The 13,144-nt window shown below is 61.4% G+C and carries 16 protein-coding genes; 15 read left to right on the top strand and 1 reads right to left on the bottom strand.

Annotation, left to right across the window (positions count from 1 at the left end):
• The first annotated feature begins 1 nt into the window (after window position 1).
• The 5 genes from GXP70_RS25160 to GXP70_RS25145 all read left to right on the top strand — a co-directional run bounded on the left by GXP70_RS25160 (window position 2) and on the right by GXP70_RS25145 (window position 2,306).
• On the top strand, window positions 2-892 hold the full coding sequence (locus GXP70_RS25160) for a hypothetical protein (RefSeq protein WP_162359344.1): 891 nt from the start codon (window positions 2-4) through the stop codon (window positions 890-892).
• Window positions 893-907: 15 nt separating this feature from the next.
• A complete protein-coding gene (locus tag GXP70_RS29625; protein ID WP_192043392.1) occupies window positions 908-1,066 on the top strand; it encodes a hypothetical protein in 159 nt (52 codons plus the stop codon).
• Between the two features lie 34 nt (window positions 1,067-1,100).
• A complete protein-coding gene (locus GXP70_RS25155; RefSeq protein ID WP_162359343.1) occupies window positions 1,101-1,247 on the top strand; it encodes a hypothetical protein in 147 nt (48 codons plus the stop codon).
• A complete protein-coding gene (locus GXP70_RS25150) occupies window positions 1,244-1,669 on the top strand; it encodes a hypothetical protein (RefSeq protein ID WP_162359342.1) in 426 nt (141 codons plus the stop codon). Before GXP70_RS25155 ends, GXP70_RS25150 begins: the two co-directional genes overlap by 4 nt.
• A 151-nt stretch (window positions 1,670-1,820) precedes the next feature.
• Window positions 1,821-2,306 carry a hypothetical protein gene (locus GXP70_RS25145; RefSeq protein WP_162359341.1) on the top strand — a complete coding sequence of 162 codons (486 nt, stop codon included), beginning with the start codon at window positions 1,821-1,823 and terminating at the stop codon, window positions 2,304-2,306.
• Between the two features lie 97 nt (window positions 2,307-2,403).
• On the opposite strand, the gene uraA is transcribed toward GXP70_RS25145, so the two are convergent.
• Window positions 2,404-3,711: a uracil permease gene (gene uraA / locus GXP70_RS25140; protein WP_162359340.1), complete on the bottom strand. Its 1,308-nt coding sequence runs from the start codon at window positions 3,709-3,711 to the stop codon at window positions 2,404-2,406.
• Window positions 3,712-4,173: 462 nt separating this feature from the next.
• Here uraA and GXP70_RS25135 point away from each other — a divergent pair, with 462 nt between their 5' ends.
• The 10 genes from GXP70_RS25135 to GXP70_RS25090 all read left to right on the top strand — a co-directional run bounded on the left by GXP70_RS25135 (window position 4,174) and on the right by GXP70_RS25090 (window position 12,951).
• Window positions 4,174-5,403: a M24 family metallopeptidase gene (locus tag GXP70_RS25135; RefSeq protein WP_162360675.1), complete on the top strand. Its 1,230-nt coding sequence runs from the start codon at window positions 4,174-4,176 to the stop codon at window positions 5,401-5,403.
• Window positions 5,404-5,705: 302 nt separating this feature from the next.
• Entirely contained in the window at window positions 5,706-6,752 is a 1,047-nt protein-coding gene (gene uxuA / locus GXP70_RS25130) for a mannonate dehydratase (protein WP_162359339.1), read from the top strand.
• A gap of 13 nt (window positions 6,753-6,765) precedes the next feature.
• Window positions 6,766-7,638: a sugar phosphate isomerase/epimerase family protein gene (locus GXP70_RS25125; protein ID WP_162360674.1), complete on the top strand. Its 873-nt coding sequence runs from the start codon at window positions 6,766-6,768 to the stop codon at window positions 7,636-7,638.
• Window positions 7,635-8,780 (top strand): Gfo/Idh/MocA family protein, encoded by a 1,146-nt coding sequence (locus tag GXP70_RS25120; RefSeq protein ID WP_162359338.1) that lies wholly within the window; start codon window positions 7,635-7,637, stop codon window positions 8,778-8,780. Before GXP70_RS25125 ends, GXP70_RS25120 begins: the two co-directional genes overlap by 4 nt.
• Window positions 8,780-9,865, top strand: a complete 1,086-nt coding sequence (locus GXP70_RS25115; RefSeq protein WP_162359337.1) for a Gfo/Idh/MocA family protein — start codon at window positions 8,780-8,782, stop codon at window positions 9,863-9,865. The genes GXP70_RS25120 and GXP70_RS25115 overlap by 1 nt, the downstream gene beginning before the upstream one ends.
• 88 nt (window positions 9,866-9,953) lie before the next feature.
• Window positions 9,954-10,829 carry an AraC family transcriptional regulator gene (locus GXP70_RS25110; protein ID WP_162359336.1) on the top strand — a complete coding sequence of 292 codons (876 nt, stop codon included), beginning with the start codon at window positions 9,954-9,956 and terminating at the stop codon, window positions 10,827-10,829.
• A 34-nt stretch (window positions 10,830-10,863) separates the two neighbouring features.
• A complete protein-coding gene (locus tag GXP70_RS25105) occupies window positions 10,864-11,637 on the top strand; it encodes an SDR family oxidoreductase (RefSeq protein WP_162359335.1) in 774 nt (257 codons plus the stop codon).
• A 222-nt stretch (window positions 11,638-11,859) separates the two neighbouring features.
• On the top strand, window positions 11,860-12,417 hold the full coding sequence (gene sigY / locus GXP70_RS25100; RefSeq protein ID WP_162359334.1) for an RNA polymerase sigma factor SigY: 558 nt from the start codon (window positions 11,860-11,862) through the stop codon (window positions 12,415-12,417).
• Window positions 12,398-12,739 (top strand): DUF5345 family protein, encoded by a 342-nt coding sequence (locus GXP70_RS25095; protein ID WP_162359333.1) that lies wholly within the window; start codon window positions 12,398-12,400, stop codon window positions 12,737-12,739. Before sigY ends, GXP70_RS25095 begins: the two co-directional genes overlap by 20 nt.
• Window positions 12,736-12,951, top strand: a complete 216-nt coding sequence (locus GXP70_RS25090; RefSeq protein ID WP_162359332.1) for a transcriptional regulator — start codon at window positions 12,736-12,738, stop codon at window positions 12,949-12,951. The genes GXP70_RS25095 and GXP70_RS25090 overlap by 4 nt, the downstream gene beginning before the upstream one ends.
• The last annotated feature ends 193 nt before the right edge of the window (window positions 12,952-13,144 follow it).

The raw sequence follows: 13,144 nt of genomic DNA, 5'->3' as shown, positions 1-13,144 counted from the left end.
TATGAGCAATGAACTGGGCAGCCTCCTTATGTGGGCCGCGCTCGCCGTCCAATACGCGCTCGGCGTCGTGCTCGTCTTCTTCTTGCTGAAGACCTTCACGTTCAGACGGCAGCGCTTCGCCCATCTGGCGTTATTGAAATGGCGGACGCATGCGGTGAGCGATCGCTGGTTACGAATAGCCGGACTGAACCGCGGCTCTCCGGCTTTCAAGGAGCGGGAACGCCTTCTGGCAGGCTGCGGCTTTACGGGGGACGCGGCGCAGTACATGCTGCTGCGCAGAGCGATTCTGGCGGGAACCCCGCTATGGGGCGCGGCGGCCTACGGGCTGTCGACGCTGCCTGTCGCGAGGCTGGCCGCCGTCGCGGCGCCGTTAGCGCTGGCCGTCATGCTGCTGCTCCTTATCTGGGATCAGCCTTGGCTGGAAGCGATGCGCAAGACGCGCGCCGAACGGATGACCAAGGAAATCTACATCGTCAGCAATCAGCTGCTCTATCTATCCGGCTCCTCGCTCCATCTTCATACGAAGCTGATGCGCTGTCTGCCGTTTACCCGCGCGATGCGAAGGGACCTGCAGACGCTGCTCGGCGAATGGTATCACGACGCCGAGGGGGCGCTCCGGAGGCTGAAGCTGCGGCTCGGCACGGAAGAGGGGCTGAGCTTCGTGGAGACGATCGACTCGCTTCGCCTTCATGAGAGCGAGCAGTATTACATGCTGCTGCGCGAACGGATTCAGGATTATAAAGAAAAACTGGAGCTGGCGAAGGAAAGCCGGAAGGAAACGACGTCGTATTTGCTGTTCGTCCTGGCGGGCATTCCGATTCTGTACACGTTTCAAATATTTATCTACCCCTGGGTCAGGGAAGGGCAGACGCTCTTTCAGTCGCTTAATTAAAGGAGGTGAACGCGGATGCGCAATATTCTGATCACGGTGATGATGCTCGTTGTCGTCGTTTTGCTCTTCAATGCCATCGTTTCCAAGGACGCGACCGGCACCAAAGCGCAGATCCAAACGCAAGGGGATAGCGCAAACACGAAGATCGGCGCCATGCTTTCGACAGCGCCTTGAACGGCGCGGCGCGCAAGAAGAAGGGGGCATTGACATGCGTTCGCTGCTGATGACGCTGCTGCTCATCGTCGTCGCTATTCTAATTTACGACCATGTAGCCGGCGGCGATAAGGGCATGAACCGGCAGCTGGAATTGTCCGGCCGGCATATGAGCGGCGGCATTCGGAGGATGAGTCCGTGAAGAGCCTGCTGGTGTTCGTGCTGTTGGCCGCGCTGATGTGCTGGTTCATGTTTTCGCCGATCTACAAGCATGTGCTCATCGTCCGCCAAGCCGTGCTGCAGCAAGAGGTCGATTATTTGCTGGAGGTCGGGGCGAGCGGCGAGTACGGCTACATCGACACCGCGATGCTGCAGCGGTCCAAGCAACGGCTTGCCGCTTACGGCCTGAATCCGGCGTCGGTTACGTTCGAGATCACGTCGGACAACGGCTCGAACGCGACGAATCCGGCGCGCCCGCTGCCGCGCGGCGCTCCGTTGACGGTAACGGCCAGCTACCCCGTCGAAGGGCTGTTCGATATCGACCGGCTGATCGGCGTGGCGCCGCCCTCGGCCAATACGCGATTGAAGGCAGCCGGTACGAAAATGAGCGAGTACGTCCCCTGAGCAGACGGTTGCTTGACGGCGGCGAGATTGACAGCGAGAACGAATGAGCGCCGATTCCTGCCAGAAGCAGTGCCGTAGAACGGCGATTTAGCGGCGGTTGTTGTGTTATTGCGCGGCTATTGGCAGCAATCGCGGGAAAGGATCGACTACGATGTATAAGCTACTGCTCGTCATGCTGATGGGGGTCATTTGGATGCTGCTGCATGCGCTTCAGACCGATGAGGAAATGGCCGTCGCGGCCTTGTTTCAAGGGAAGCACGCGGTGAACCGCGCCGCCCATGCCGCCGCGCAGCAGGTCGACGCCGCGGCGCTGGGCGACGGGCGGCTGCATATCGACGAGGCGGCCGCCCGCGGGCAGGCGGGCCGCTATTTGCAGCGGAACCTGCAGCTCGATGCGGAAGGAAATCCGTTGCCCGAAGCGTATTTGAGGGACAAGGTCGAAATCGTCGACTTCACCGTCATTAACGATGATCGGACGTTTCCCTATACATACCGGAACGATGCGTACGATTATGAAGTGACGCTTCGCAGGCCGGGCGTCGTGCTTATCGCCAAGATCGTCTATCCGCGCCTGTTCAACGTCATCGATCCGATCGAATGGACGATTAAGGGGACGGCCGAGCTGACGGCGGCTTAACGGGGAAGCGGCAGCGGAGCGGGTAAGGCGATATAACGAAAAGTCAGGCTGACGGACTATCGTTCCGCGCAGCCTGACTTCATTCGTTGAGGGAAACCTAGTGCTCCGAGGCGTCCGCATCGTTGGACAGCCGCGTGATTTCGAACAGCTTGAACAGCAGGCTGAGCAAGATCGCCGTTACCGTGGCGAGCGCCATGCCCGACAGCGAGAAATCGCCGATCGTGATTTTCGCGCCGCTCAAGCCGGTTACGAGCACGACCGTCGTTAAATACAGGTTCGTCGGCTTGCTGTAATCGATCTTCGATTCGACGAGCATGCGCAGGCCGGAAGCGGCAATGACGCCGAACAGCAGCAGCGAGACGCCGCCCATGACCGGCTCCGGAATGCCGGAGATGAGCGCCGAGAACTTGCCCAGGAACGACAGCACGATCGCGAACACGGCCGCGCCGCCGATGACGAACGTCGAGTAGACGCGGGTAATCGCGAGCACGCCGATGTTCTCGCCGTATGTCGTGTTCGGCGTCGAGCCGAGGAATCCGGACAGGATGGTGGACACCCCGTTGCCGAGCATCGAGCGATGCAGGCCGGGATCCTTGGACAAGTCCTTGCGTACGATATTCCCTGTCACGATCAAGTGGCCGATATGCTCCGCGACGACGACAAGCGAGGCGGGGACGATCGTCAGAATGGCCGCCCACTCGAAGGTCGGCGTCGTGAATGTCGGCGCAGCCAGCCAGCCGCTCTTCGCGACGTCCCCGAACGAAGTGGCGCCGAGCGCGTAGGCCAGCAGATACCCGCAGACGATGCCGACGAGGATGGGAATGATGCGCATGAAGCCGCGGAATAGCACGGAGCCGAGCACGGTAATCAGCAGCGTGACGATCGAGATCGTAATCGAAGTCGCATTCGGCGACCAGAGCTCTTCAGGCGGTGCGCTCGGGGCTTTGATCCAGCCCGCCATGCCCGCCGCGACGGGAATGAGCTCGAGTCCGATGACGGCGACGATCGCGCCCATGGCGGCCGGCGGGAACAGCACGTGAATCCAGCCGGTCCCGGCCGCATTAATAATGAGCGAGATGACGGTGAATACGACGCCGGCCGCGATGAAGCCGCCGAGCGCGGCCGCGTAGCCTTCCGCGTGTACGGCATTGTTGCCGATGACCGCGCCCGCAGGGGCGATAAAGGCGAAGCTGGATCCGAGATACGCGGGAATTTTGCCTTTCACGGTAAATAAGTACAGCAGCGTTCCGATGCCGTTCATCAGCAGGCAGATCGCCGGATCGACGCCGAGCAGGTTCGGGACGAGCACCGTCGAGCCGAACATGGCGAACAAATGCTGCAGGCTGAGCATGAGGCTCTGCGCGAGTGGCGGCCTGTCGAGCACGCCGATTTCTGGTTGTTTCATTGCGTATCCAATCCTCCATGATCATGTCGAAATAGTTCCGAAGCTCCAATCGATTCTACATAGACTATTGTAACTTGACAAGAGAAATCTCAATCCGGGTTTGAGATTCGCGTGGCCGGAAAGTTGTATGGCCGCCGAATCCCCGCTGCGGAGAGAGTAGCGGCCGGTCCGGTACGGCTGCACGAAGCCGCCTATCACTTCCTCAGACCGTCCGATCCGACCCGCCCGAAGCCGTCCATCACTTCCTCAGACCGTCCGATCCGACCCGCCCGAAGCCGTCCATCACTTCTTCAGCCGTCCGATCTGCCCGCCTGAAGCCGTCCATCACTTCCTCAGGCCGTCCGATCCGCCCCTTCCGAAGCCGATGCATCCGCCTTCCCTTTCCATCTAAGAAAGGCTATAGTTTGATTATGCTTTGCAAGCGACCTTTGAAGAAGCGAGGAGCGGGAAGACGTGAACGGCATGGAGATCGGCAAGGTGGAGCAGGAAGAAATCGAAGCGCGCGTGAAGCGGCTGCAGGCGCGGCTCGTGCAAGAAGGCGTCGACGCGTTTCTCGTGACGCAGCATGTGGACTTGTATTATTTCACGGGCTCGATGCAGGCGGGGTATGCGTTCATCCCGGCCGAGGGCGAGCCGGTGTTCTACGTAAGGCGAAGCATCGAGCGCGCGGGGCTGGAATCCGCGATCGCCGTGGAGGCGATGTCTTCCATGCGCGGGTTCCGCGCCCAGCTGGCGGCGGGGCATCCGTCCGTATTCGGCGGCGACCGGCCGGCCGGCAAGCCGATCGCGATCGCGACCGAAATGGACGTTCTGCCGGCCGCGGCCTTCGCGAAGCTGGCCGAGGTCATCGCAGGCGGGCAGACGGGCTGCGCGCTTGTCGACGGATCGGCGCTCGTCCGCGGCGTGCGCATGATCAAGTCGCCGTGGGAGATCGGACGGATCGAAGCGGCGGCAGCGGTGGCGGCGGAAGCCTTGACGGCCTCGCTTCCGATCGTGAAGGAAGGGCTGACGGAGCTTGAGCTGCTTGCCCGCATCGAGTACGAAATACGCATTCGCGGCCATATCGGCGTAATGCGGACGCGCAGCTACAATATGGAGATCATGACCGGCATGCTCGGCTCGGGATCCGCCGCGGCCATTCCGAGCGCCTTCGACGGTCCTGCCGGGGGGCTCGGCCTCGGACCTTCCGTCCCGCAGAGCGCGAGCCGCAAGCCGATTCGGCGCAATGAGCCGATTCTGATCGATATCGGCTGCTGCATCGACGGCTACGTCATCGACCAGACGCGGACGGCCGTCATCGGCAGCCTGCCCGACGAGCTGGCGGCGGCGTATGCCGTGGCGGAACGCATCATCCGGCATGCCGAGCGGCTGATGGCGCCCGGAACGGCATGCGACGCCATATACGCCGCGTCCCTGGCGGATGCCGCGGCAGCCGGCCTGGCGGACCATTTCATGGGCCACGGCATCAACCAGGTCAAGTTTCTCGGCCACGGCATCGGGCTGGAGGTCGACGAATGGCCCGTGCTGGCCCGGGGCTTCGGCAATCCGCTGGAGCCTGGCATGGTCATCGCGGTGGAGCCGAAGTTTACGTTCCCCGGCAGCGGCGTGGTCGGCATCGAGAACAGCTATCTCGTCACGGACGCCGGCTGCAGGCCGCTGACCCGATCGCCCGAAGGGCTTATCGTGCTTTAACGGCACGCGTCATTGAAGCTGTCCGCAGGGGCGCATGCCATGCATGCCGGCGGACAGCTTTTTCGTATTATCAGGTTAACCGGTCTTTTCGGGGTGGCCTTTTCTTAGGGTAGGTTTGTTCGATCGTCCGTTTCGATAACCCGCCTTGATTCAAACGAACGAATCATAGCTTTCATTTAACTCTGATTAATCTCCTTCGAGGAGCCGACAATATTCGGACGGCGCTATGCTACAATGAAACGTGATTATGCTGCATTTCGCCTGTAAGCCTTTACAAATACATAATAAGAGGTGCTTATGCGATGAAAATGACGTTCAGGTGGTTTGGGCAGAACGATCCCGTCACCTTGCAGAACATTCGTCAAATCCCCGGTATGCATGGGATTGTGACCGCCTTGTACGACGTGCCGGTCGGCGAAGCGTGGCCGGCGGCATCCATCGCGGCGCTGAAGGAAACGATCGAAGCGGCAGGGCTGCGGCTGGCCGTGATCGAGAGCGTGCCCGTCCACGAGGACATCAAGCTCGGACGGCCTTCGCGCGACCGATTGATCGAAAATTACAGTCAAACGATTCGCCGATTGGGCGAGGCCGGCGTACCGGTGATCTGCTATAATTTCATGCCGGTGTTCGACTGGACCCGTTCGCAATTGGCCTACGTGCTGCCGGACGGCTCGACGACGCTGACGTTCGAGGACGAGACGATTTCCCGCATGGACCCCGTGCTCGGCGACTTGTCGCTGCCCGGCTGGGACTCCAGCTACACGAAGGAAGAGATGGGCCAGCTGATCGACGCCTATGCGGATATAACGGACGAGAAGCTGTTCGAGAACCTTGCTTATTTCCTGGAGCGCGTCATTCCCGTTGCGGAAGAGGCCGGCGTCGTCATGGCGATCCACCCGGACGATCCGCCTTGGCCGATTTTCGGCTTGCCGCGCATCGTCAGCAATATGGAGCAGCTCCGCCGCCTGACGGAGCACGTCGACAGCCCGGCGAACGGCATTACCTTCTGTTCGGGCTCGCTCGGCGCGAACGCGGACAACGACCTGCTGGCGATCATCCGCCATTTCGGCTCGAAGGGCAAATTGCACTTCGCCCATACGCGCAATATTTTGCGCACGGGTCCTCGCTCCTTCCAGGAGTCGGCGCATCTCTCCTCGGCCGGTTCGATCGACATGACGGCGGTGCTCGGGGCGCTGCACGAAACCGGCTTCGAAGGCCCGCTTCGTCCCGACCACGGCCGGATGATCTGGGGCGAGCAGGGACGCCCGGGCTACGGACTGTTCGACAGGGCGCTCGGCGCGACGTATTTGAACGGCATCTGGGAAGCGATATCGAAGACAAGGAGCTGAGCATCACCGCATGTTGAAACTATCCGTATTTACCGTCGCGGCGCCGGACATGACGCCCGAAGAGCTTTGCGAAGCGGCTGCAGCCGCAGGCATCACGGGTCTTGAATGGCGCTGCAAGGACACGCCGGACGAGGTGCGGAAGGAACGGCCTTCCTTCTGGGGCAACAATCAATGCACGATCTCGCCGGATGCGGCCGAGGAAGAAATCAACCGTTTCCGCGGCGCCGCGGCCAGCCATAACCGGCAGGCGATCGCGGTCACGCCTTACTTAAACTGCGGCGACGTCGAAGGAACCGAGCAAGTCATGCGGCTCGCCAAACGTCTCGACGCCTCGATGGTTCGCGTCGGGGTACCGACCTATGACAGAAGCCGCCCGTACGGCGAGCTGTTCGTGCAGGCGACGAACTACTTAAGGGAAGTCGAGCGGCTCGCCCTCGATTTCGGCATCAAGGCGCTGGTCGAGACGCATCATGTGACGATCGCTCCGAGCGCGTCGCTGGCGCATCGGCTCGTTGCGCCGTTCAACCCGGACGCGATCGGCGTGCTGTACGACCCGGGCAACATGGTGCATGAGGGCTTCGAGAATTACCGGATGGGCATGGAGCTGCTGGGACCGTATCTGGCGCATGTGCATGTGAAGAACGCGGGCTGGCAGTCGTCGTCGCCGGGCGAGACGGCCGATCATTTGAAGCCGGTGGACTGGAAGAGCGGCTGGGCGCCGATCGCGAACGGCGTCGTGCCGTGGAAGCAGGTGCTGACGGATTTGAAGGCGGTCGGTTACGACGGCTGGTTCGGCGTAGAAGATTTCAGCGGGACGTTCGATACGCGGACGATGCTGCGGACGTATGCGCATCAAATGAAATTATGGATGGAGGAAATCCAATGAGCGAAGTAAGGTACGGCATTATCGGCATTGGCAACATGGGTTCGGGACATGCGGGAATTCTCACTTCCGGCAAAATCAAAGGCGCGGTCTTGACCGCGGTATGCGACGGCTTCGAGAGCAAGCGCGAATGGGCAAAAGAACATTTCGCCGGCAAAGTGGCCGTATTCGAGAACGCGTCCGACATGATCGATTCCGGCCTTGTCGACGCGATCATCGTGGCGACGCCGCATTATGATCATCCGGCGGAAGCGATCGGGGCCCTCGGGAAAGGCGTGCACGTGCTGATCGAGAAGCCCGCGGGCGTCTATGCGAAGCAGGTGCGGGAGATGAACGACGCGGCGGCGGCGAGCGGCAAGAAGTTCGGCATCGTCTACAACCAGCGCATGAACCCGCTCTATCAGAAGCTGCGCGAGCTGATCGCATCGGGCGAAATCGGCGACGTCCGCCGCATCAACTGGATCATCACGAACTGGTACCGGACGCAGGTGTATTACGATTCCGGCACGTGGCGGGCGACTTGGGGCGGCGAAGGCGGCGGCGTGCTGATCAACCAATGCCCGCATCAGCTGGACCTGTGGCAGTGGACGACAGGCATGATGCCGAAGCGCATGCGCGCGTTCTGCCAGTTCGGCAAGAACCGCGACATCGAAGTCGAGAACGACGTTACGGCGTACGCGGAATACGAGAACGGCGCGACGGCGGTCTTCATTACGTCCACCTCCGACGCGCCCGGCACGAACCGGCTCGAGGTGTCGGGCAGCCGCGGCAAAATCGTCATCGAAGACGACCGCATGACGCTCTACCGCCTCCGCGAGGACGAAGCGGCGTTCAACGCGCGCAACAAAGAACCGTTCGCTTCCCCGGAAGTATGGAAGATCGAGCTGCCGGCAGCGGGCCCGAGCCCGGAGCATGCAGGCATTCTCCAGAACTTCACCGACGCCGTGCTGCACGGCACGCCGCTTGTCGCGCCGGGGGAAGAGGGCATCTACGGCCTGACGCTCTCCAACGCGATGCATCTGTCCACGTGGCTGGACGACTGGGTCGACCTGCCGCTTGACGAAGCGCTGCACGAGGCGGAGCTGAACAAGCGGATCGCGACGTCCAAATTCAAACGGACGCAGCCGGCCGAGGTGAAGATCTGATGGCGGCGGTCAATCGCGGCGACGGCATGAACTACGCGCCCGTATCGATCGTGAAGCCGTCGCCGGTCTGCGGGCCGGGCGAATTCGTATTCGCGGCGATGGCACTGGATCACGGGCATATTTACGGCATGACGAACGGGCTGCTGGAAGCGGGCGCGACGCTGAAATGGGTGTACGACCCGGATCCGGCCAAAGTCGCGCAGTTCATCCAGGCGTACCCGCAGGCGCAGGCCGCGTCCTCGCCCGAGGTCATTCTGGAGGACGGCGAAGTCAAGCTCGTGGCGGCGGCGGCGATTCCGTCCGACCGGGGGCCGCTCGGCGTCCGGGTCATGCGGCACGGCAAAGATTACTTCACGGACAAGACGCCGTTCACCACGCTGGAGCAGCTGGCCGAAGCGCGCGCGGCCGCCGAGGCGACGAGGCGCAAATATATGGTCTATTACAGCGAGCGGCTGCACGTGGAGAGCGCCATCTATGCCGGCCGCCTCATCCAGGAAGGCGCCATCGGCCGCGTCGTGCAGGTCATCGGCACCGGCCCGCACCGGCTGAACAAGCCGTCTCGGCCGGACTGGTTTTTCCGCAAGGCGCAGTACGGCGGCATCCTGACGGATATCGGCAGCCATCAGATCGAGCAGTTTCTGTATTTCGCCGGCTGCAAGGACGCCGCGGTGGCGAGCAGCAAGGTAGCGAATTACAACAACCCGGACGTGCCGGAACTAGAGGACTTCGGGGATGCGACGCTGATCGGCGACAACGGGGCGACGAACTATTTCCGCGTCGATTGGCTGACGCCGAACGGGCTCGGCACATGGGGTGACGGCCGAACGATCATTCTCGGCACGGACGGCTACATCGAGCTGCGCAAGTACATCGATGTCGGGCGCGACCGCAGCGGGGATCACGTCTATCTGGTCAATCACGAGGGCGAGCATCATCTGTCCGTCGGCGGCCAAGTCGGCTTCCCGTTCTTCGGCGAGCTGATTCTCGACTGCCTGAACCGGACGGAGAACGCGATGACGCAGGCGCACGCGTTCAAGGCCGCGGAGCTGTGCATCGCGGCGCAAAATAAAGCGGTTCGGCTGTAGCCATCCGCTATGGGCTTGGAAGGGAGCGCATGATACAATGGGTTCAATAGCTCGCCCGGACACGGGCAACCATTTGGAGGGAGCCGAAATGTCGCTCACTATGCAATGGCAGCAGCCGATTGAACTCATGTACCGCAACGATTCGCCGATGCCGGGCGCGCAGTTCCATTCGCATGCGTTCTATGAAATGTATTATTTTCAGGAAGGCGAATGCAACTATTTGATCGGCGACAAGCTGATCACGCTGCAGCCGGGCGATCTGATTCTGATGCATGGCATGACGCTGCATTGTCCGAACCCGTCGCCGGAGAAGCCGTATGTCCGCACGATCATCCATATGGATCCTGCTTACGTGCACCGCATTCTTCAGCCCGATACGGCGGCGATGCTGCTGAAGCCGTTCGAGAATTTGCGCAATTTCCGCATCTCGCTCAGTCCCGGCGATCAGGCGGAGCTGGAGACCTTGCTGGGCGAGATGAACCGGCTGTACGTGCGCACGAACGAAGCGGGCGTCCGGGTCGCATACGATCGGTTCGTGATCCGCGTCATCGAGCTGCTGCATCTGATTCGGGACTGGTGCGTCGCGCCGGTCAACGAGCGGGAACACCGGTCGCTGAAGGAGCAGCATGTGCAGAGCGTCATTTCCTACCTCGAGGACCATTACGCCATGGAGATCACGCTTGACGACATCGCAAGCGCGCTCCATCTGACGAAACCGTACTTATCCAATCTGTTCAAAGACGTAACCGGCACGACCGTGTTCAAATATTTATACAATCGGCGCATTAATCAGGCCAAAATGATGTTTCGGCTGGAGCCGCGCCAATCGGTGTCCGACGTGTGCCGCGCCGTCGGTTTCCATCAGCTGCCGCATTTCAGCAGGCTGTTCAAGACGACCGTCGGCGAGAGCCCGGAATCGTACCGGCGGCGCATGCTGCAGCATTCGGCCGAAAGCGGGGCCTGACTTCTTTCGCCGCCCTTGGAGGCGACTGGCAACAATGAGTACGTTATTTGATTTAACGGGCCGCACGGCGGTCATTATCGGCGCGGGCAGCACGCTCGGCAGCGTGATGGCGGAGGCGCTGATCGGCCATGGCGCGCATGCGGCGCTCGTCGTCCGCGATCCGGAGAAGTCCGCGCCCAAGCTGGAGCCGCTGCTCGCTTCCGGCCGAGCGGCCGTATTCCGGGCGGACGCCGTATCCAAAGCCGACCTGCAGCGCGCGGCGGGCGAGATCAACGCCTGGTCGCCGAACGGCCGAAGCGATATAATGCTGCATGCGGCAGGTACGAACAGCGCGACTCCGTTCTTCGACATTACGGAAGAAGAATGGGACCGCATCATGGACGTGAACGCGAAGAGCGTTATGCTGGCCTGCCAGGTGTTCGGCCAATCGATGATCGACGCCGGCCATGGCGGCAGCATCATTACGATCAGCTCCGTTTCCGCGGGACCGCCGCTTTCGCGCGTGTTCACGTATTCGGCGTCGAAGCATGCGGTCAACAGCATGACGCAGTTTCTGGCCAGGGAATTCGCGCCGCACGGCATTCGCGTCAACGCGATCATCCCCGGCTTCTTCCCGGCGGAGCAGAACCGCGCGATCCTCTCGCCGGAGCGGGTGGAGAGCATCATGGGCCATACGCCGATGAAGCGGTTCGGCGATGCGAAGGAGCTGCAGGGCGCGGCCGTCTGGCTGGCGTCGGAAGCGGCTTCCGGTTACGTGACGGGCTCGCTGGTCCGCGTGGACGGCGGCTTCGGCGCCATGACGATTTGACGGCAGCCAATAACGCCAATATGCATGTCAGCGAACGGTTCGTTCCCGAATAACGGGGGCGGCCGTTTTTTTTGAGCGGAGCGTGAACAAAAGGGAATACCCCGTCGTCGTATAGGCGATACCGAAACTAATCGGTACCGGGCGAAACCGAATGAGTCCCACGACACCGAAAGGTTCCAAACGATTTTAAAAGATCCCCACGACACCGAAAGGAGCCTTCGCATGTCCAGCGCAGCGCCGACGGCGGAAGACGAACATCTGATTGCGCGTGCCGTACGCGGCGACGACGAAGCGCTCGCAAGCCTGCTTCGCAGTCACTACGGCATGCTTTACAAATACATGCTCAAAATTACGATGAACAAGGCCATGGCGGAAGATCTCGTGCAGGACACGATGCTGCGGGCGATCGAGCGGATCGGAAGCTTCCAGCGCAAGAGTAAATTTTCCACTTGGCTGATCGCCATCGCGACAAGGCGCTACATCGACGAGATGCGCAAGGAGAAGCGGCTGCGCCGATGGCAGACGGAGCAGCAGGCGCTGCAAGGGATCCGCTTCCAGGCGGCGCTGCGGCAGCAGGATTGGCCGGATGCGCTGGATGCGCTCGGCGGGCTGTCCTACGATATGCGCGTTCCGATCTTGCTGAAACATTACTACGGTTACGGCTACGAGGAGATCGCCGCCTGGATGGACATTCCCGTCGGAACGGTGAAGTCCAGGCTGCACAACGGGCTGATCAAACTGAAGAAGGAGTTGCAGAACGATGAAGCAACGCAAGGATGACGCCGAGCTCGAGCGAGCGTATCAAGAGCTGCTGGGCGAGCATGTGGAGGAATGGGATGCGTCGATTGAACCGCCTCCTATCGGGGATGAAGCTTTCGTGCGGCTGGTGCGGGACGGCAAGGCACAATCGCGCCGCCGCCGCAGGCTGGAGCGGTACGCGTTCTGGCTGGTGAGCGTGATCGTGCTTGGCGGTCTGCTGCTCGTCTGGCAGAGCAGTCTGGTGTGGTTCGCCGTTCTGCAGATGTGCGTGTTCGGCGCAGCCGGCGCGGCGTTAATTGCCGGCGCGTTCAAATTCGGCAAAGCAAGGAGGCAGCGCTTATGACCGGCCGGGAACTCATCATTGTCCTCGCCGCCATCGCCATCCTGCTGTGCCAGGCCAATTGGCTGTTCGCGGATGCGAAGAAGCACAGCCGTTACCCCTGGTTCTGGGGAATATGGGGGCTCATTCAATGTCCGATGCCGCTGCTGTTCTATCTGCTGATCGTCCGCTGGCCCAAGCACCGCAGGAACCAACGGGACGGGCAACTGCACTGATCCTCCCTTCGCTTCATGACGCAATCCGCGCACAGATCTCCTCGCGAAAGGAGTGCTGCCCCACGCCTGATGCCTGATGCCTGATGGCCGCTTGGGGCAGCGATGCCTTTCATCGAACACAACCACGTCATCCATCGAACACAACCACGTCATCCATCGAACACAACCGCGCCATCGAACAAAATCACGCCTT

It is taken from the genome of Paenibacillus lycopersici, assembly GCF_010119935.1.
GTDB classification, from domain to species: Bacteria; Bacillota; Bacilli; order Paenibacillales; family Paenibacillaceae; genus Paenibacillus_Z; species Paenibacillus_Z lycopersici.
This window is presented reverse-complemented; position numbering and strand designations above follow the sequence as displayed.